General features: G+C 38.8%; 18 protein-coding genes. 6 read left to right on the top strand and 12 right to left on the bottom strand.

Annotation, left to right across the window (positions count from 1 at the left end):
• Positions 1 to 96 precede the first annotated feature (96 nt).
• Positions 97 to 408 carry a thioredoxin family protein gene (locus AB5123_RS09445; RefSeq protein WP_022288447.1) on the bottom strand — a complete coding sequence of 104 codons (312 nt, stop codon included), beginning with the start codon at positions 406 to 408 and terminating at the stop codon, positions 97 to 99.
• Positions 409 to 781: 373 nt separating this feature from the next.
• Here AB5123_RS09445 and AB5123_RS09440 point away from each other — a divergent pair, with 373 nt between their 5' ends.
• Genes AB5123_RS09440 through AB5123_RS09425 form a run of 4 tightly spaced genes read left to right on the top strand, consistent with a single transcriptional unit; the run spans position 782 to position 5229 of the window.
• Positions 782 to 1849: an ABC transporter ATP-binding protein gene (locus AB5123_RS09440; RefSeq protein ID WP_337812467.1), complete on the top strand. Its 1068-nt coding sequence runs from the start codon at positions 782 to 784 to the stop codon at positions 1847 to 1849.
• A 17-nt stretch (positions 1850 to 1866) separates the two neighbouring features.
• Entirely contained in the window at positions 1867 to 2643 is a 777-nt protein-coding gene (locus tag AB5123_RS09435; protein ID WP_278634977.1) for an ABC transporter permease, read from the top strand.
• A 25-nt stretch (positions 2644 to 2668) separates the two neighbouring features.
• Positions 2669 to 3721 (top strand): ABC transporter substrate-binding protein, encoded by a 1053-nt coding sequence (locus AB5123_RS09430; protein ID WP_337812629.1) that lies wholly within the window; start codon positions 2669 to 2671, stop codon positions 3719 to 3721.
• Positions 3722 to 3738: 17 nt separating this feature from the next.
• On the top strand, positions 3739 to 5229 hold the full coding sequence (locus AB5123_RS09425) for an aryl-sulfate sulfotransferase (protein WP_337812630.1): 1491 nt from the start codon (positions 3739 to 3741) through the stop codon (positions 5227 to 5229).
• A 329-nt stretch (positions 5230 to 5558) separates the two neighbouring features.
• Here the strand turns inward: AB5123_RS09425 and AB5123_RS09420 are convergent, their stop codons facing one another.
• The 9 genes from AB5123_RS09420 to AB5123_RS09380 form a co-directional block, all read right to left on the bottom strand.
• Complete coding sequence (locus AB5123_RS09420; protein WP_256322205.1) at positions 5559 to 6896, bottom strand: ISL3 family transposase; 1338 nt, start codon at positions 6894 to 6896, stop codon at positions 5559 to 5561.
• Positions 6897 to 7000: 104 nt separating this feature from the next.
• On the bottom strand, positions 7001 to 7855 hold the full coding sequence (locus AB5123_RS09415) for an ATP-binding cassette domain-containing protein (RefSeq protein ID WP_256322204.1): 855 nt from the start codon (positions 7853 to 7855) through the stop codon (positions 7001 to 7003).
• 14 nt (positions 7856 to 7869) lie between these two features.
• Positions 7870 to 8964, bottom strand: coding sequence for a hypothetical protein (locus AB5123_RS09410; RefSeq protein WP_337812554.1), 1095 nt, complete (start codon positions 8962 to 8964; stop codon positions 7870 to 7872).
• Positions 8964 to 10163 (bottom strand): hypothetical protein, encoded by a 1200-nt coding sequence (locus AB5123_RS09405; protein ID WP_368364733.1) that lies wholly within the window; start codon positions 10161 to 10163, stop codon positions 8964 to 8966. Before AB5123_RS09405 ends, AB5123_RS09410 begins: the two co-directional genes overlap by 1 nt.
• A 26-nt stretch (positions 10164 to 10189) precedes the next feature.
• Positions 10190 to 11392 carry a hypothetical protein gene (locus AB5123_RS09400; protein WP_117859673.1) on the bottom strand — a complete coding sequence of 401 codons (1203 nt, stop codon included), beginning with the start codon at positions 11390 to 11392 and terminating at the stop codon, positions 10190 to 10192.
• A gap of 19 nt (positions 11393 to 11411) precedes the next feature.
• The gene (locus AB5123_RS09395) at positions 11412 to 11846 is read right to left on the bottom strand and encodes a hypothetical protein (RefSeq protein ID WP_287210208.1); all 435 of its coding nucleotides are present in this window, start codon (positions 11844 to 11846) and stop codon (positions 11412 to 11414) included.
• A 127-nt stretch (positions 11847 to 11973) separates the two neighbouring features.
• Complete coding sequence (locus AB5123_RS09390) at positions 11974 to 12360, bottom strand: hypothetical protein (RefSeq protein WP_278946447.1); 387 nt, start codon at positions 12358 to 12360, stop codon at positions 11974 to 11976.
• A gap of 144 nt (positions 12361 to 12504) precedes the next feature.
• On the bottom strand, positions 12505 to 13182 hold the full coding sequence (locus AB5123_RS09385; RefSeq protein ID WP_278946446.1) for a DUF4367 domain-containing protein: 678 nt from the start codon (positions 13180 to 13182) through the stop codon (positions 12505 to 12507).
• A 1-nt stretch (position 13183) separates the two neighbouring features.
• A complete protein-coding gene (locus AB5123_RS09380) occupies positions 13184 to 13696 on the bottom strand; it encodes an RNA polymerase sigma factor (RefSeq protein WP_117865872.1) in 513 nt (170 codons plus the stop codon).
• 258 nt (positions 13697 to 13954) lie between these two features.
• On the opposite strand from AB5123_RS09380, the gene AB5123_RS09375 reads away from it, so the two are divergent.
• A complete protein-coding gene (locus AB5123_RS09375) occupies positions 13955 to 14623 on the top strand; it encodes a redox-sensing transcriptional repressor Rex (RefSeq protein ID WP_038671796.1) in 669 nt (222 codons plus the stop codon).
• A gap of 50 nt (positions 14624 to 14673) precedes the next feature.
• Here the strand turns inward: AB5123_RS09375 and AB5123_RS09370 are convergent, their stop codons facing one another.
• Positions 14674 to 15264: a hypothetical protein gene (locus AB5123_RS09370; protein WP_022288441.1), complete on the bottom strand. Its 591-nt coding sequence runs from the start codon at positions 15262 to 15264 to the stop codon at positions 14674 to 14676.
• Between the two features lie 211 nt (positions 15265 to 15475).
• The gene (locus AB5123_RS09365) at positions 15476 to 16234 is read right to left on the bottom strand and encodes a phosphotransferase family protein (protein WP_368364732.1); all 759 of its coding nucleotides are present in this window, start codon (positions 16232 to 16234) and stop codon (positions 15476 to 15478) included.
• Between the two features lie 488 nt (positions 16235 to 16722).
• Between AB5123_RS09365 and adhE the strand changes: the two genes are divergently transcribed.
• The gene (gene adhE, locus AB5123_RS09360) at positions 16723 to 19341 is read left to right on the top strand and encodes a bifunctional acetaldehyde-CoA/alcohol dehydrogenase (RefSeq protein ID WP_117856427.1); all 2619 of its coding nucleotides are present in this window, start codon (positions 16723 to 16725) and stop codon (positions 19339 to 19341) included.
• Positions 19342 to 19579: the final 238 nt, after the last annotated feature.

Below are 19579 nucleotides of genomic sequence, written 5' to 3'. Positions count from 1 at the left end.
CAAAACAACATTATTATTTTATCATAAACTCCCTACTTTGTCAAGACCTTTTGCTCAAAAAAATGCCCGATGCTCAAAACATCGGACTGATTTTTTTTATAATCTCTTAATATTATCAAGAATTATCAGCTTGTGTGTAAAACCCTCAAGCTTGTTTTTGATATCACCATTCTTTATAAAAAGGAGTGTTGGCAGTGCTGTAACGTCATATCTCTTCGCAAGATCTGGCTGAGATGTGATATCACACTTAGCTATGATAGCGGTTTCTCCAAGCTCTTCTGCAGCTTCGTTAAGCCCTGCCTCTGTTCTTTTACAGTGAACACAGGTAGGTGAGTAAAATTCTATAACAAGCGGTTTGTCTGCTGATATCAGCTCGTTGTAATTCTGGTTTGTCAGTTCTGTAAGCATTTTTTTATTTCCTCCAATATATATTATATTATTCATATAGTTTTACTATGAATATAGTGATTATATCACTATTTACGCACTTTGTCAAGAGTATTATCAAACATTTCTGTATATCATATTTCTCATATATGTTAGTTATGAATAAAATGTACAACAATAATAAAGTATTCCTATCATATATGTATGATTTAATGAAAATCATTCATAACTATTGACATTTCCATAAAATCATGTATAATAAAAGCATACTAATCATATCGACTTGATATGAATTGAAAGTGAGGAGCTTAAATTGTCAAAGATTAATAAGCGAATGCAGCGATGTTGACACTGGAACTATCACAGCAATATATCTTAATTGGAGTTGTCAGCTATGTATATAGAATTAAAAAACATTAATAAAAGTTTTGGCGATTTTAAAGCTTCGGATAACGTAAGTTTTGGTATTGAAAAGGGAAAGCTTATCGGTCTGCTTGGACCGAGCGGCAGCGGTAAAACAACTATCCTGCGTATGCTTGCAGGTTTGGAAAAACAGGATAGCGGCGATATTATTATAGATGGTAAAAATGTCAACAAACTTCCATCAAATGAAAGAGGTATCGGATTTGTTTTTCAAAGCTATGCGCTCTTCCCTTTTATGACAGTTTACGATAATATAGCTTATGGTCTGAAGGTTCAGAAAAAAGATAAGAAGTTTATCAAACAACGTGTGGCTGAGCTTCTTGAACTTGTTGGCTTGCCTGACGTTGGCAAGCGTTATCCTGACCAGCTCAGCGGAGGTCAAAGGCAGCGTATCGCTCTTGCAAGAGCACTAGCACCTCAGCCTGAACTCCTTCTACTTGACGAACCTTTTGCAGCTATCGACGCAAAGGTAAGAAAAGAACTGAGAACATGGCTTCGTGATACTATTGATAAAATAGGCATAACAAGCATTTTCGTTACACACGATCAGGACGAAGCAATAGAGGTCGCAGACGAAATTGTTATCACAAACAAAGGAAGAGTTGAGCAGATAGGCAATCCAGTTGAGATATACCTTGAACCTAAAACTCCTTTTGTTGCTCAGTTTATCGGTCAGTCCGCAGTTATCGAGGACTACAGCAAGCTCAAAGGCTTTGAAACAGCAGAGGGCAAGACTTCAGCTATAATCAGACCTGAGTTTATCGAGATAAACAAATTTGAAGACAGCGAGTATCACCAGTTTGAAAGCTCAATGGAGGATGCCGTTGTGGAAGAAGTTTCATTCAGAGGAAACGCCTTTGAGGTTAAAGCTTCCATAGAAGGTATCTCAGTAACAGGCAGATATCCGCTGAACGCTTCCCGCTTAAAAAAAGGTGATAAGGTAAAAGTACTTATCAAGAAGCTTTACACTATTGATGAAAACACTACAAATATACTCGTAAACAAAGCTCTTGATGACTCAGAGCTGTACTATATTTAGTAAGGAGGACATTAAAGATGGAAAATAATAAAACAAAGTCCTCTGCTATACAGAAGATACTAAAATGTGGCATCATATCATGGGTAGCAATAATTGCCCTTTGGGGAATAGGATCTTTGAAATATGATGAATATTTTCTTCCAAGCCCAAAGGAAACGATCGACAGCATGAAGGAACTTATCAAAGACGGAACTCTTTGGAGTGATATTGTTGCAAGCGTCGGAAGAGTAATAAAAGGCTGGCTACTTTCAATAATTTTTGCTGTTCCTATGGGTCTTATTGTAGGAAATTTCAGACCTGTACGCTGGCTCGTTGAACCTATACTTAGCTTTTTCAGATTTGTGCCTGCTATTGCATTGGCGACACTCTTTCTAATGTGGTTCGGAGTAGGCGAAGAATCAAAAGTAGCACTTATTTTCTACGCATCATTCTTCCCTATGTTCGTAAACACTATAGCGGGTGTGGCTTCAACTGATAAGCAGCTCGTGGAAGCAGCTTCCTGCATGGGGGCAAAAAAAGCAAGAGTTTTTTTCACAGTAGTTGTACCATCAGCGGTATCTAATATCTACACTGGAATAAGACTAGGACTTAGCTCAGCTATAATCTGTGTTGTGGCAGCTGAAATGCTGGTCGGCAGTGATGGTCTTGGTTATCTTATAAACAGCTCGAAGCTTTATTACAAAACAAGCTGGGCTTTTGCAGGAATCGTCACACTTGCTGTGATTGGCTTTGCTGCTGACAGGATCCTACAGTTTATTGGCAAGAAAAAACTTAAACACTTTGACGTAAAATAATTAATTTAACAGGAGAGATTTAAAAATGAACATAAAAAAGATAATCGCAATAATAGCATCTACAGCATTGACAGCAACTCTTCTTGCATCATGCAGTAGTTCATCAAGCGGAAAAACCGCAAAGAAGGTTACCAAAGACGGTAAAGAGCTTAGCGTTTTGAGAGTTGCGAACATGACAGGTCAGCCAGATCAGTATGCCGACTATATCGGTATGGAGCAAGGAATATTTGAGAAATATGGTATATCTCTCGAAACATCAGAATACGCTGCCGGCATTAACACAGTTGACGCTATTGCAACAGGCACAGCAGATACAGGACTGCTTGCAGATTTTGCTGCTGTAAACAGAATTGGAAATACTCTCGATAACACTAATCTTGTGATTTTTTCAGATCTAAGTTCTAGCGTTTCATATAACGGTGGTCTTTTTGTTGCACCAAAATACAAAAATGATCTTGATGCTTTAGATGAAAGTGAAGGATGGATAACTTCTATTGGAACAGTTTCAGAATACTTCAACTGGCAGGCTCAGACTTATTTAGGACTTGACCCGTCAAAGCAGAAAAACGTCAATACAGATTCCATATCAACTCAGATAGCAGTTGCACATAACGGTGAGGCATCAGCCGCTATCGTTACAGGCTCAGCTATAAAAAAATATGAAGCAGAGGGCTGGACTCAGGTCGCATCTGCAAAAGATATAGGGATAAACGTATCTGCTTATCTTATAACATCAAGCGACTTTGCAAAGAACAATACTGAAACTCTTACGAACTATCTTAAAGCACTTGATGAAAGCGTTAAATACATAAATGACAACTTAGATGAGTCAGCTGAAAAAATATCAAAGAAATATGGAATCGAACCAGATGATTTCAAAACAAACTGGGAACAGTACAGTATTAAACTGGGACTTTCTGAGGAAGCTGCATCTCATCTTGATGAAATAAATAAGTGGGCGTATGAGAATGGTAAATATCCAAACAATTACAACATAAGGGAATTTTATTATCCAGATGCAGCAAAAAAAGCATTTTCAGATAACGTTACGGCAGACCTGACAAAAGCAGACAAATAAACAAGGAGGAATCAGACATGGGTTATCCAAGCATTTATCCAACAGGAGTTACGATATACAACAAAGAAAAAGCCTACAGCGGCTATACGATCTTCCCGTCCGCTAAAGGTGCTCTGTTCATAGATATGAATGGCAATGAAGTAAAGCTTTGGGCTGGACTGGGAGGATTTCCTAACAAAATACTCCCAGGCGGATATGTAATGGGCACAACAGGAGCAAGAGGAGGTAAATATGCATATCAGGATCAACTTGATCTTGTTCAGGTAGACTGGGACGGTCATATCGTATGGAAATTCGACAAAACTGAACTTGTTGCGGACCCGGGTAAAGAACCGGTCTATATGGCTAGACAGCACCATGATTTTCAGCGTGAGGGCAGCACTGTGGGTTACTATTATCCAAATGGTGAGCCAAAGACAGACAGTGGCAATACACTTATCCTTACTCACGAGAACCTCTACAACCATGATATTTCAGACAAAAGACTTATTGACGATAAGATCATCGAAGTGGATTGGGAAGGCAATATAATTTGGAGCTGGCGTGCAAGCGACCACTTTGATGATCTTGGCTTTGACGAGGCCGCAAAGAACGCATTGTTCAGAAACCCTGGCCTTCACGGTGAGGCAGGTGGAGATTGGATGCACATAAACAACTTCTCTACCCTTGGCGAAAATAAGTGGTATGACGCAGGCGACAAACGCTTCCACCCGGACAATATCATATTTGACGCAAGAAATTCAAACATACTCGGAATTATCGAGAAATCAACAGGTAAGATAGTATGGCGTGTAGGTCCTAACTTCAACGAAAGCGAAGCCACAAAGAAGCTTGGCTGGATAATTGGTCAGCACCACCTGCACATGATACCAAAGGGACTTCCTGGAGAGGGCGACCTGTTGGTATTCGATAACGGTGGTGAGGGTGGCTACGGCACACCTAACCCTGCTTCCCTCACAGGCGTGAACAATGCACACAGAGATTACTCAAGAGTACTTCAATTCAATCCTGTTACACTTGAAATAACATGGCAGTACACTCCCCTTGAAGCAGGAAATCTGCTTTTTACTGACGCTTCTAAGTTCTATAGCTCATACATCAGCTCTGCACAGCGACTTCCGAACGGAAACACTCTTATTACAGAAGGTTCAGATGGACATCTTCTTGAGGTCACACCTGACCATGAAATAGTTTGGGAATTTGTAAACCCTTATTTCAAGAATTTTGCTGGAACATTCAAAAGCAACATGATCTACAGAGCTTATCGTGTACCATACGAGTGGATACCACAGCTTGAAAAACCTGTTGAGACCTCTATCGAGCCTATCGACATTACAAAGTTCAGAGTACCGGGTGCTTCTATTGGCGAGGGTACAGGGCTTGTTACAGCCGTTGACGGGATCGATCCAACAAAAGGAGTTCCTCTCACAGGTTCAGGAAATGAAGAAGATGATGAAGAACGCATCGACTTCTGTGTTGCTTCTGTAAAGAAAAAAGATCTAGAATAAAATTAATGTACATAAGGCAGCTTCTGTAAAACGAGGCTGCTTTTTTTAAGACCGCAGAGAATTTAGGCTATTTCAACTTCCGTGTTGATAAATGTAAACTTTTTTAGAAAATATGATATAATATAGTATAGAATTAAATAAAAAAGAGGGTGTAAAACTTGATCGATCTTGATGATTTTTGGTATATAGTCAGGTCGCAACATTATACCAAAAGAGAAGCTGCACAGCATATAGCTAAGAAATATGATGATGACGGATATCTTCGCAAGAAGGAATAGCACAAACAAAAATAAGCTGCTACAGAAAAAATCTGTGGCAGCTTATCCTATTTAGAATAGTCCTAATTTTAACCTATCAATATCGGCTCCTGATATCTGTTTGTACGAATCCATAAGATTTTGAATCATATTTAATGACGAGCGGTTCGAAGGACCAGTTGCATAGTGTACTGTCGGAGAAAATTTATTATAAGAAAAAATGGCATTGGTTTTATAGGCTTGACCATACAGAACCTTTCCTCTTAGAATTTCAAACGAATAACCTTTCCCATCTCGTGCGATTGCTTTTATACATCCATTTATAGCTTCAGTAACGCCATTTGTGTACGGGTGATCAAAATAATTAAATATTTCCAGGCTCCATCGATTTACCGTTTCAGTTATTGAAATGTAAGGACTAAAGTTCTGTTTGACCTTTCTGGACCATTTTGTATACTTTAGAACAGCCGCTCTCCTGTTAGTACATTCGTAGATCTCTCTGAATTCTTCTTTAAGATTATATGCCATTTTTAGTTCCGGATACTTTGAATAGATGTATCCAAGTTTTTTGTTTTGGTTTGCAGTTAAGTCTTTTCTGTTGGCATTTAAGACTTTCTGTACTGAATTTATCTCTTTCTTTTCAGCAGCAGATAGCTGTTTGCAAAGTGTTTTTCTATAGTCGCTTAGTACGTCATTAATTAACTTGACTACATGAAATCTGTCGATAACTATTGCCGCATCCGGTAAGCATTCATACACCGCCTCACGATAGGGTCTATACATATCCATTGTAACTACTTTAATATTGTTACTGTCAGGCAATGAGTCGAGATAATTTATTAAAGTTTGTTTGTCTCTCTTTGGAAGCATTTCAAAAAGCAAGTGCTCGTTTATGTCCGTCAAAACACACCTAATCGAGCCATTCAAATGTGCTTCATCTATACCTAATACTTCAGGTGAATACATAATATGCTGAGAATCTTTCTCTCGAATATATGCCAAAGCTATTTTCTCTATCGTAGTAACAGATAACTTATATTCTCTTGCAATATGCTTAAATAGTTTTGTTAATGATAATTGATGGATCTTGCACCTTAGTCTGTTAGTCATTTTTGAGCAAAGATCAAGTGTATTGAATCTGTCAACAAAAATACTTCCACAGTCTTTACACAAATGTTTGTGACCTCTTATCTTAAGAGCTGTATAATGTTCATTTATGTTGATATCCCTGACAAGTTTAGTATATCGACCGTAATTGACAACATTGCAGCTCCCGCATTTTGTGCATATCTTTGTTTCAATTTTAGGCGAAACAACAAAAAGATAATCACACTCATCTGCATTTTCACGCAGTTCAAGTATATCAAATTCATCAAGACAAAGCATATTTTGGTTGTGGTTTATAAGCACATTCTATCCTTTCATTACAATTTTTTCGTAGAGGACAAAGCCTAATTACTGAAGATAAGAGGCAACTATCGTTCAGAGTAGACATCATTATCTGAATTATCTCCTCACTCAAACACTCCCCCGTCAAGCTGTCCGCAGAAATAAAGATCATTCATAGTCGGCTCGCTCATAACAGCGTTAGGGGTGGGCTTTGTCTTTGAGATAGTCTTCGACTTTGTATCCTCATAATAAATGTTCTCGATAGGCAGCAAACCAATATCCTCTTTGGGAATATCCCACACCATACCCCTTATATGCTCAAAAAGCGCCTCTGGGCTGTCATTAGCGATAACAGAGCCTTTGTTAAGTATGATCAGGTCGTCCGTTATGGTGTCAATATCAGAAACGATATGGGTGGAAATTATTATAATGCTGTCCTTTTTAAGTCGCACCATTATCCTCTTGAATTGCTCACGTTCGAATGGGTCAAGACCAGCAGAAGGCTCGTCAAAAATCAGTATCTCGGGGGAGTTAAGGATAGTCTGTGCAATGGCAAGGCGCTGTTTCATTCCGCCAGAAAATGACTTTATCTTGTCATCAAGATTTTCAGACAGATTCACAAGCCCCAGCACACGTCTTATCTCGTCCTCAATAAGCGGCTCAGGCATTCCTTTTAACAGAGCCGAAAATCTGAGAAATTCATGGGCGGTGTAGCTTGGATAAAATGGCTGATACTGAAACTGAAAGCTCAGCTTTTCACGATATTTCTCGCCCATTTCAAAAACGTCCTGCCCGTCAAGGGTCACGCTGCCGCCCGACTTTTTTATCACGCCCGATATGCAGTTCATTATGGTGGTCTTGCCTGCGCCGTTTGGTCCAAGCAAAGCGTTTATGCCCGTATGAAATTCGCAGGTTATGCCCTTGAGCACCTGCTTTTTGCCGTATCTTTTGGATAAGTTTTCTACTCTTAAAACGCTCATATCATCACCACTCCTTATCGGTCAAAGCTTTTTTCATAATATCCGCTGTATCTCCATGCAGTCAGTCCGCTCAAAATCGCTGCAAGATATATGAATACAGCTACCGCTTCCGAACAATCAAAAGCCCTCATATAGTCAAGGTTGTTAAGCTGCCCATTTACGCTTGTGACAGCCGCAAACATATAAAGCGAAAGTGCTCCCACATAATGTGCGGCGGCGGACATGACCGCTATCAGCCCAGAGGTCAGCATAACATATTTTTTCACAGAGCGCACTTGCTTTGCCACAAGCACGAAAATGCCGTAGGTTATAAAAAGCGACATAAGCCTTGTGACATATAGCCATATTATTGTGCCTCTAACAGTTAGCATTAAAGGCGCAAGGTCAAATTTCCATACGCTTTGCAATGGTGCGGTGCTGTATTCGCTCTGCTGTAAAGTTCCGCTTAAAATAAGATCGGCGAAAAAGCTTAGCGTGAACATTATAAATATCGCCACTGATAAAATTATCTCCCGTGACTTAAAAAACGCTGACGAATTTTTAGATATCCTTATCTGCTGATCCATTCGTTTTTCGTAACTGTCCGCAACAAAAACACCCACAAGCAACAGCACAAATATCGGCATAATATCTACCGCCTGCAATTCAAGAAACTTCAAAAACGGCTCGTCATTTATCACCTGTGGAGTTGGAAAGGCAGCGTAAAGTCGGCTGTTTTTCACAAGGTCGGTAGGTATATTAGCGTCTGTAAGACCCCTGCCTGTGCGTGCATAGCTTCTGATGCTTTCGACCATGAAACAACTGCGAAGCTCGGTCTTATACTTGTTCACGGCGGCTGTGATGTTACCGTTATAACCGCCTGCGTAACTCCTCAGCTCATAGTCCGTTATGTATTCATCACATTGATCGAGTGTCTTGTCTGCGGAATTTTCTATAAGTTCATTGTATATCTCCGCCGTTTCTTTGTTCATATAGGTAAGATTATTTGAAGAAACAAAGCTCCGATACACTGTGAATTTTGCGGAAGCTGAAAAAATTATCACTATGACAAAAAGCAGCCAGAATTTCTTTATGAGCCGTGAAGTCTGATAACTATACATACTTTTCATTATCCCACCTGCCTTTCAGCAAGGAGATATGTCCCTGCGACAAAAAATGCGGTCATGATGAATATGATAGCAAAATAAACAACGTATTCTCGTGCAGGTATTCCCCAGAAATTCATATAACCTGTGTCATTGAGCATATTGGTGTAATTGCCTGTTAAAATGTCAACGGCAGGGTTGGAAAAGCTTGTGGTTTTCAGATATAATGGTACAAATATTGGCACAAGGCAGACCGCTCCTGCAAGTATGGTCTTTCTGCTAAGCATTGAAAGAAACATCACAATGCTTGCGGCGAAAAGCGCATAAACAAGTTTTGCGGCAAATACTGCAACTAGATATCCGCCAAAGCTCATATTCGCCGAACTTAGTTCAAAACCGCTCAGATATTGCAATGGCATATCAAGTTTAAAGCCGTTTGTATCGTAAATAAAAAGAGTTATAATATCCACAGTGTAAATTATCAAAACAAGAATTATTACAGCAACAAAGCCGGTACAAAGCTTGAAAAGTGAGAATTTCCTCACGCCCGTTTTGGTTATTCCAAAGCTTTTTATCCTGCCGCTTTGTATCTCTGATGAAAAAATGCTGAAAAGAAGCAAATAAACGCCGAACGGTATCAAAATTTCCAATGACATATAGTTTTCAAAGCCGTCAGCGGCTCTGGTGTCAATGATATCGTCCGACTTTTTTAGGTCTGTTATCACGGCGTTGTAATCGCTGATGAGCTTGTCGGAAAGCTTCAAAGAATACTCATCCGTAACGCCACGTCTTGCATTTCGGCTGTAACCTCGCACACGCTCGGAAATGAGCTTCAAAGCATTTTGCTGGGAATATAGCTCTCCCTCAATAAGAGAAAACATACTGTCAAGTCCTGCGCCTGCTTGTGAATTTTTCTGAGAGAAATCTATTATCTTTTCCTCAAGTTCCACAGGCAATTCAACCTGCTTTACACCGCCTGTGTTGTGGTTATTCTGATAGTCGTTTATCTCGTTGTTAAGAGCGTTTTGCTCATCAGCAAGCTTTTGAGCGTCTTGGCTTACAGTTTCCGAGCCGCCTTTAAGATAGGTCATGTATTTTTCGCCATAAGCATAAGAAGGTCTGAGTACAGATATCAAAAAGGCGCAGGAAAGCAAAGCCAGCAATAAGCTTATCAAAGCTGACTTCGCCATATCTTTTCTTATCATAAATCTGAGAAGTTTCAAATCGTCACACCTCAAACATCAAGCTCTTACATTTCTGACTGTATCTCTGCATATGTATCATAATCCCATTCGCCGTTTGAAATAAACTTGTGCAGTTTAAAATCTTTATCCACAAGATAAGCGGCTGTATCAGCGTCGGGATCATAGGTCGAAAGAAGGAAATAATCCTCACAGTTATTGAATATCGTCATATAGTCGATATACTCATAGCCGTAAAAATACTTTTCATTGAGCTTAGCATCATCAATTATCTTCTGCGGTTTATTATCGTTATCAAGATAATAAAGCACATACTGATACATTTTGCCATTATCATTTGGCTCACGAACAAGCACTATCATAGTGTTATTGAAATACTGAAAATATCTTACAAAAGATTTGTCTTTAAAAGTGCAAACTGTGTCACTTTTTTCATTATCCTCGTTATACCTATACAGCTTGTTTTCGCCATTAGAGTAATACACATCTCCGTCGGCCGGATAATACATATACGGCGTATTTTCGCTTATCTGAGAGCCAACATCAATGCCTGTATCCTTGACGTTCTGAGGGTCTGAAAGTGGAGCTATAAATAGGCGGACTGTATCCGTCTTTGGGCAAAGCCTTGTAAAATAAAGCTTGCCGTCGCTTATGTAATAGGTATTGGCTTTTGTTATCTCGCTTTTGTCAGAGTTTTTGAGAGCGTATTTATATAGCGAATAGCCTGTGCTGAATCCGTTCTCGTCGGTCTCGCTCTTTTTGTATTTGCCCTCAACAAAATAGATATCTCCGTCTTTGTCCATAGACATACAGCCTAATATGCTGTCCTTTGGTGCAGAATACACTTCCGTGACTTCACCGCTGTTGTAATCCACTGTGACAATGCTGTAATCTTCTTTTTGCGTAGCAGAATTATACACTGACCTTACAGCGTATATAACGCCGTCATATATGGTATAGCAGGACAAGTTTGAATACTCTTGAAGCTTGACCTTTATCATTGCAAGGCTGTCGGATTCGATATCATATTCTGCAATGCCGTCATAGGTTTTGTAATACACAAAATTGTTTGCAAATGCAGTAGAAGAAGCTTCAGGACACAAAAGGTTTGTGGGAGAAGCAGAAAGTTCTTGTTGACCCTTTTCAGAAGAAACCGCCTTATCGGATTTTGTGCCAAGAGAAATGAAAAGTGTAACTGCAACTGCGGCAATTATAACTGCGGCTGTTGCGATAATAATTTTAGTTTTCATAATTCACACTCAAGTTCTATTATTGACTATCAACGGAAAGCGTTGTGCTGTAATTGCCATGTACCTTATCATTATAAATATGTACAGTTTTTACTAACTTTGAAGATGTACAACCTTTTAACCCAAACGAATGCTCAATTTTACCTGTGTCAGAATGAGATGATCCACAACCAGTACCACCAACAGAGGCACTTGCATAAACATAACCGCTGTATTTACAATTTGGATTGTAAACATTGTTATTGTTACTTGATGTCCTAGTCCAAGCTTGACCAGCTACAGTTGAATTTGTTCTTATTCCTGTTACAAAACATGAAATATAAGCATTTGAGCCAGAACCACCAACTGCTCTGCCGTATTTTATGGCTTCATACGCACTAGCCCCAATAGCCATAGAACTCATCATCATAACAGCAGTACCCATAGCTACGATCCTCTTAACGATCTTTTTCATATTAAACGTCCTTCTTTATTATAACATCCAAATATTTGAATGTCAATGTTTTGTTTTTGATTTTGGATTATATAAATATTATTACTGCATTGGAATCACCTGTCCTTTCTGTGCACAGCCTATTATTTTAGCATGACGCTGTTTTGCTGTAAATAGTTATGGTCTCATAGGCAGAGCCATTATAGACCTTAGCAACTGTCTTTACACGATAAGTACCGCTGCTTAAAGACTCTTTGGAATTTGAATAAATCGCATACCAACTGTTGAATGTTTTTGTCCAACTACTGTATTTATTCCATGAAGATCCATTTTTCTTCTGAAGTGTTTGAGTTATAACGATTTTAGTAGTTGTACCTGAAATACCACGTACAGTGGATTTACAAGTTGCAGCCTTGTTGGAGATTGACAATGTACCTGATATTTTATCTGTGTATAAATAACAAACAGAAATGTCATCGTCAGAAGGCGTTTGCAGTTCGGGTTCGGCAAAAGCTGTAAGTGATAGGCATAGCATAATAACAACCGATATAATTGTCGATATCACTTTTTTCATATATGTAAGTTCCTCCTTTCACAAAAAATAGGTGCAAGAGATTTATTTTCTCCTACACCTACTATGACAATGAAAATTGTTTGTTTGTGATATGCTTTTATTAATTTACTTTATTTTTGTGGATTCACACAATTCCAACACAGACCGTTTGTCTAAGTTGCTGCATATTTCAAAAATATATTTACCATTGTCCCATATAAATGTATGATCATGATCTGTATTATGAACTAGATATTCTTGTCCGTTTTCATCTGTATATGATTCAAATGTTGACTGTTCATTATCATAATTACTAAGATATGCATCTTTTGTGTATTGTTCAAAAAAGATATAATCATCATCCTTGAAGTATGTTATTATAATTGAATTTTCCATTTTATCATAGTCGACTTGTTTAAATCCATTTGGAAGTGAAGATATATGATATTCCTCGTCAATCGAATGCGGATATGAATTCTCAATTTCACTGTCTGCTATAATCTCCGTATGGTCTGAAAAAATATTCATAAAGAAATCACAAACTGCCTCTCTCACAGCTTTTACGCTAAGCGAAGAAAATGATAGGATCAACAATGCTGCAACACAACAAGCAACACGTCTGCCGGTCGTGCATATCAGAGTAAAATAGGGCTTTTCTCTGTGTTTTATAAGTTTGTTTATTTTTTTATTGTACTTTTCCGAAAATTCATATCGTTTGTCTACTTCAAGAGTTTCAACATAATCATCCAATCTGGCATTTACGACTTCATCGAGAGCTTTTGAAAAATATGAAAAATTATTCATGTTATAAATCACCCTTTTCAAGTAATATCTTCAATCTGTTTTTGGCATACTGCAGACGTTTTCTTGCTGTGGCAGATGTAATGCCAAGCGTTTTTGAGATTTCAGAATATTCAAGTCCACACGAAAACTTTAAATAAAGAATCTCTTGATCGTCAACTTTCAGTTTCTTTATGCAACCTTTCAAAAATTCAAATTCGTAACATGACATATTTTCATTTACAAAATAAGAATCATCATCGTAGGAAACCGTCATTAAATTTTCTTTTTCCTTTTTAGATATATTCTTTGCCATGTTCCTACTAGTTATGACAATGTAATAATCCAATTTGTGATATTCTAAATGTTTAATTTTTTGAAAACATTTAGCCAACGATAAAAAAGTGTCAGAAGTTGATTCCTCAGCAAGTTGTTCATTTTTTAATATATTCAAGGATATTGCATGAACTTTATTTTTGTATTTATTATACAGCTTTTCAAAAGCCTTTTTATCTTTTTCATCATCGATCAATGCCATACACACGCCAAGCATTTCATCACATCCTATATACTTTATAATGTATCAAGTATAACATTATTTATGTATAAATTCAAGGGGGATGTTTTGTAGAAGTAAAACCTTGTTGATTGTGAAATGTTTGTTAACATCAACACGGAAGTTGAAATAGCCAGAGTTTACAAGTCCTTGACAAAAGAAAAGATTAGTGCTATTATATTATGTGATATTGTTATTTATTTATCAATCATGTTTTTTAGTAAAGGAAAGTGTAAATATATGTCTAAAGACGGTTCGATATCCGCATCAGTAATAAAACGACTGCCACGTTATTATAGATTTTTAGGTGAGCTTCAAAAAGAAGGACTTGAAAGAATATCTTCAAGGGAGCTTTCTGAGAGAATGAAGCTCACGGCTTCACAAATAAGACAAGACCTTAACTGCTTTGGCGGATTCGGTCAGCAGGGATATGGCTATCACGTTGACGAGCTTAGAATGGAAATAGGCAAGATACTCGGAGTAGACAAACATTTCAAGACCATACTTATCGGTGCAGGAAACCTTGGTAAAGCTATCGCCACACATATTAACTTTGAAACAAGGGGTTGCAATCTCATTGGCATATTTGATATAAACCCTAAGCTCACTGGTGAAGTGGTAGGAAACATACCGATTCGTCACACTAATGATATAGAAAGCTTTTGCGAAGCAAACTCCCCTGTTGTAGCTGTGCTTTGTATACCGAAGGCAAACACTCAGGCTATTGCAGACCAGCTTGTAAATCTTGGTCTGAAAGCGTTCTGGAATTTTTCACATTATGATCTTAGCATCGACTATGAAAACATAGTTGTGGAAAATGTCCATTTAGGTGACAGCCTGCTTACACTTACATATGCAACAAATATCATCACAAGCACTGACACTGACAACAGCGAAGAGATCGAATAAAAAAAATTCACACCAGAAAATTCTCTGGTGTGATTTTTTTATATAAAGTATTAGCGAACTGTTTTAACCGCGGCTGTTTCAACAACTGCAGCAAGATGGTCATTAACCTCTTTGCTCTGATAGTATTCAGCAAAAGACTCAGTTACTTGATCTGCCCATGACTCTGTAGATTGAGTTTTAACATCCTCGGTATTGATTTTTTCAGCACTTCCTGTTTCATCATCAAGAACGTAAAGCTTATCTGATGCGACCTCGGCAGCGACAGTTGCCACCTTTGTCAACACATCGTCATTTTTATCATATATAACAAAAATGTAACAATTCTTTTTGTTCACAGTCTTAGTGCCTGTATAACCATAAAGCCTTTTTGTTTTTTCAGCCAAAGGATATATCTCCTTGCAGACATCTACGACCTGATTAAACGAATCAACAGCCTCATCTGGTATCTTTTCAAGAGTGCTTCTGTCAGGGAGTGAAGTAGTTTCGTCTGGCACTTCATCAGTAACCTCTGTCTGAGCTGTCGTTACGTCATTATTTGTAAGATTAACATTATTTTCTGTTTTATTATCAGCATTTTTTCCACAAGCCGGGAAAGCAAACATAGTGCAAACTATAGCAACAGCTATCATTAGCTTTTTCATATTGATCCTCCGAATAACCTCTGTAGTCCTAAATCATTATGTCATATTTCAACAGTTTCACATTATATCACATGAAAATTACTCTGTAAAGGGATTATAAAGAATTGTAACAAAATATCCCGATTATGACGAAACTCATAATCGGGATAAATCATTTTTTAGCTATTTGCACAATAAGAGGTTACAAATTTGTTACAAGCTGACGAAAAGACTAATCGTAATCTACAACGTCGATCCACTTCATGAGCAGATCCTTCTCCTCTGGTTTGCCCTTAATGAGCTGTGCTGCTGCAACGATCGGCAACCAAGCCTGTACATACTGCTTAGATGTTCCGCTCTTTACGCAATACTTATCAAGATAAGCCTCAGCAAGATCAGGATTGTTAAGGCAGAACAGCAGGTATGTTCTTGCAACGTCAGCAGAAGCATTGCCTTGTCTAGCAGAACCCCAATTGATAACATAAGTACCTTCGTCATTGATGATAACGTTCTTTGGCTCAAAGTTACCATGGCAAAGCTTGATGTGCTTTGGCATTGAATCAAGTCTTGTGAGAAGCTCATACTTCTTTATCTCGTCGATCTGACCAAGAGTCTTGATCTGTCTTGCAATCTTATCTTTCAGCTTTGAAAGAAGTGGCATATACTGAGCGTGTATCTCGCACTGAATGTCGATAAACTGGTTAAGATACGTGTCTTTCTTGTCTGGATTTTCGTCCATAAGCTGCTGAAGAGTCTTACCTTTTATAAAGTCCATTGTTATAGCCCATTTGCCGTCGATAACGGAAACCTCGTGAAGAACAGGCATCTTTATAAAGGAATTGCCAAGTGTTGTTTCAACTCTTGCGTGTGTAAGAGCCGCATACAGACACTTTTCCTTGTATTCAGGCTTCTTATAGATCCTGACTGCCATTCCATCAGATTCATAAACATCATAGATGTCGCTGGATGCTACAAAGTTATCAAGTTTCATAAGTCATATCTCCTTTTATTTTAAAATATGGTATTAAGTCGAGTTTCAGAGTATACATCGATTTTTCAACAGCCTTATTGTGTAAAATTACCTTTACATCTCCGTGCTTTCTATGTATCTCTGTTATGTCTATATTATACTACAGATTTTCTAAATGTCAAGCATTTTTTCGTTATTTTCACAACTGTTTTATTTTTGTTTAGTTTTTATCTTATATTTATTAATCTTTTATTAGGCGGCATATATGATAAATTTTTATCAATCTGATTTCTATTGTGCAATTTGACGGTCATGAATTGTTAATCTATCATAAAACAATGTTCAATATTTATGTATATTGCATAATAAAACGACGTAAAATATCAAAAAAGCTGTAACTTTATAAGATTGACAAAAAAATAACAATCGTATATAATATAGTTAAGATAAAACCCCTACGGGAGTTATCAAGAGTAAAAACAATAATTAATTTATTGGAGGTTTATTTTATGGCAAAGAGTGAAGCTAAAACAGTCGGCATCGTCGATACAGAGGAAGCTCTGACTGCTAAGATCGCTGAAGTAAGAGCTGCACAGGCTATCTTCGCTACCTACACACAGGAGCAGGTAGATAAGATTTTCAAGGCTGCTGCTATCGCTGCTAACAAGGCAAGAATCCCACTTGCAAAGATGGCTGTTGAGGAAACAGGCATGGGTATCGTTGAAGACAAGGTTATCAAGAACAACTATGCTGCTGAGCACATCTACAATAAGTACAAGAATGTTCAAACTTGTGGTGTTTTTGAGGAAAATAAGGCTTACGGCACAATGAGAATTTACGAGCCTATCGGTCTTATCGCTGCTGTTATCCCAACAACAAACCCAACTTCTACTGCTATATTCAAGACACTTATCTGTCTTAAGACAAGAAATGGTATCATAATCTCACCACACCCAAGAGCAAAGAAGTCAACTATCGCTGCTGCTAAGATCGTTTATGATGCAGCTGTTGCAGCAGGTGCTCCAAAGGGTATCATCGGTTGGATCGACGTTCCTTCTCTTGAACTCACAAATATGATAATGAGAGAGTCTGACACAATCCTCGCTACAGGCGGTCCTGGAATGGTAAAGGCTGCTTATTCATCTGGTACACCAGCTCTCGGTGTTGGTGCCGGTAATGCATCAGCTATTATTGATTCTTCTGCTGATATCGTAAACGCTGTAAACTCTATCATTCATTCTAAGACATTTGATAACGGTATGATCTGTGCTACAGAGCAGACAGTTATCGCTGATAAGACAGTTTACAACGATGTTAAGAAGGAATTCATCAAGAGAGGTTGCTACTTCCTTAACGATGAAGAAGCCGATAAGATCAGAAAGACAATGCTCATCAACGGTGCTCTTAATGCTAAGATCGTTGGTCAGCGTCCTGTAACTATCGCTAAGATGGCTGGCTTTGAAGTTCCAGAGGATACAAAGGTACTCATCGGCGAGGCTACAAGCACAGCTCCTGAAGAGGCTTTCGGTCACGAAAAGCTCACAACTATCCTTGGTATGTACAAGTCAAAGAACTTTGACGACGCTCTTGACATCGCAGAGGCACTTCTCGTAAACAACGGCGGTCTTGGTCATACTTCAGTTCTTTGGGTAGATAACATAAACGAGAGAGAAAAGCTCAATAAGTTCGCTGCAAGAATGAAGACTTGCCGTCTTATCGTAAACACACCTTCTTCACTCGGTGGTATCGGTGACCTCTACAACTTTGACTTTGCTCCTTCCCTCACACTCGGCTGCGGTTCATGGGGCGGCAACTCAGTTTCTGAGAACGTTGGCGTTAAGCACCTGCTGAACATTAAGACAGTCGTTGAGAGGAGAGAGAATATGCTTTGGTTCAGAGCACCTGAAAAGGTATACTTCAAGAAGGGTTGTCTCCCTGTTGCTCTTGACGAGTTGAAGACTGTTATGGGCAAGAAAAAGGCATTCATCGTAACAGACCAGTTCCTTTATAAGAATGGTTATACAAAGGCTATCACAGATAAACTCGATGAAATGGGTATTCTCCACGAAACATTCTTCGATGTTGCTCCAGACCCAACACTTGCTTGTGCACTTGAGGGTGTTGCTCAGTTGAGAGCTTTCGAGCCTGACACAATTATCGCTATCGGCGGTGGTTCTGCAATGGACGCTGGTAAGATCATGTGGGTTCTTTACGAGCATCCAGACGCTGACTTCTTCGATATGGCTATGAGATATATCGATATCCGTAAGAGAGTTTACACATTCCCTAAGATGGGTGAGAAGGCATACTTCATTGCTATCCCAACATCTTCTGGTACAGGTTCTGAGGTAACACCTTTCGCAGTTATCACTGATGAAAAGACAGGTACTAAGTATCCTCTGGCTGACTACCAGCTCATGCCTAACATGGCTATCGTTGATACAGATATGATGATGTCTGCTCCAAGAGGTCTGACTTCTGCATCAGGTATCGACGCTCTGACACACGCTCTTGAGGCTTATGCATCTGTAATGGCTACAGATTACACTGACGGTCTTGCACTGAGAGCTATGAAGCTTATCTTCAAGTATCTGCCAGGTGCATATGACAATGGTCAGACAGACGTTAAGGCTCGTGAGGAAATGGCTACAGCATCTACAATGGCTGGTATGGCATTCGCTAACGCATTCCTCGGTGTTTGCCACTCAATGGCTCATAAGCTCGGTGCTTATCATCACCTGCCACACGGCGTTGCTAACGCTCTCCTTATCACAATGGTAATGAGATACAACGCTGACCCAACACCTAGAAAGATGGGTACTTTCTCACAGTATCAGTATCCACATACTCTTGAGAGATACTGCGAGTGTGCACATTCTCTTGGTATCGTTGGTAAGAACGATGAGGATACACTTAACAAGTTCATCGACGCTATCGAGGCACTCAAGGAAAGAGTTGGTATCAAGAAGACTATCGCTGATTACGGCGTAGACGAGAAGCACTTCCTTGACACTCTCGACAACATGGTTGAGGACGCATTTGATGACCAGTGCACAGGTGCTAACCCAAGATACCCACTGATGAGCGAGCTGAAGGAAATGTACCTCAAGGCTTACTACGGCAAATAATCTTTGCTGACAAAGCAATTTGCAGAGTGACTAATATTTGATTATTAGTTGATCTATAATAAACCTCCGACTGCTTGTTCCCTTTAGGGAGCAGGCAGTCATTTTTTTGTTAATTTGCACTTAAAATAATAATGTAAGGTATGTGTATTATATATTCAAATATGTAGGTTTGTCAATCATATTGGACACTATTATTAAGAAATTCGATAGGCGAAAACCATTTGAGGGGACGCATAGG

The sequence above is a fragment of the Ruminococcus sp. RTP21204st1_B2_RTP21204_210225 genome (genome assembly GCF_040914135.1).
GTDB classification, from domain to species: Bacteria; Bacillota; Clostridia; order Oscillospirales; family Ruminococcaceae; genus Hominimerdicola; species Hominimerdicola aceti.
The sequence above is the reverse complement of the archived record's forward strand: the minus strand, read 5'-3'. Positions and strand labels throughout refer to the sequence as shown.

Bases quoted from the DNA above. Each gene is read 5' to 3' on its own strand.
- AB5123_RS09385 (WP_278946446.1), bottom strand. From the start codon at position 13,182: ATGAATAATTTTTCATATTTTTCAAAAGCTCTCGATGAAGTCGTAAAT.
- AB5123_RS09375 (WP_038671796.1), top strand. From the start codon at position 13,955: ATGTCTAAAGACGGTTCGATATCCGCATCAGTAATAAAACGACTGCCA.
- AB5123_RS09445 (WP_022288447.1), bottom strand. From the start codon at position 408: ATGCTTACAGAACTGACAAACCAGAATTACAACGAGCTGATATCAGCA.
- adhE (WP_117856427.1), top strand. From the start codon at position 16,723: ATGGCAAAGAGTGAAGCTAAAACAGTCGGCATCGTCGATACAGAGGAA.
- AB5123_RS09370 (WP_022288441.1), bottom strand. From the start codon at position 15,264: ATGAAAAAGCTAATGATAGCTGTTGCTATAGTTTGCACTATGTTTGCT.
- AB5123_RS09380 (WP_117865872.1), bottom strand. From the start codon at position 13,696: ATGGCATTGATCGATGATGAAAAAGATAAAAAGGCTTTTGAAAAGCTG.
- AB5123_RS09440 (WP_337812467.1), top strand. From the start codon at position 782: ATGTATATAGAATTAAAAAACATTAATAAAAGTTTTGGCGATTTTAAA.
- AB5123_RS09410 (WP_337812554.1), bottom strand. From the start codon at position 8,964: ATGAAAAGTATGTATAGTTATCAGACTTCACGGCTCATAAAGAAATTC.
- AB5123_RS09425 (WP_337812630.1), top strand. From the start codon at position 3,739: ATGGGTTATCCAAGCATTTATCCAACAGGAGTTACGATATACAACAAA.
- AB5123_RS09415 (WP_256322204.1), bottom strand. From the start codon at position 7,855: ATGAGCGTTTTAAGAGTAGAAAACTTATCCAAAAGATACGGCAAAAAG.
- AB5123_RS09435 (WP_278634977.1), top strand. From the start codon at position 1,867: ATGGAAAATAATAAAACAAAGTCCTCTGCTATACAGAAGATACTAAAA.
- AB5123_RS09390 (WP_278946447.1), bottom strand. From the start codon at position 12,360: ATGCTATGCCTATCACTTACAGCTTTTGCCGAACCCGAACTGCAAACG.
- AB5123_RS09430 (WP_337812629.1), top strand. From the start codon at position 2,669: ATGAACATAAAAAAGATAATCGCAATAATAGCATCTACAGCATTGACA.
- AB5123_RS09395 (WP_287210208.1), bottom strand. From the start codon at position 11,846: ATGAAAAAGATCGTTAAGAGGATCGTAGCTATGGGTACTGCTGTTATG.
- AB5123_RS09365 (WP_368364732.1), bottom strand. From the start codon at position 16,234: ATGAAACTTGATAACTTTGTAGCATCCAGCGACATCTATGATGTTTAT.
- AB5123_RS09400 (WP_117859673.1), bottom strand. From the start codon at position 11,392: ATGAAAACTAAAATTATTATCGCAACAGCCGCAGTTATAATTGCCGCA.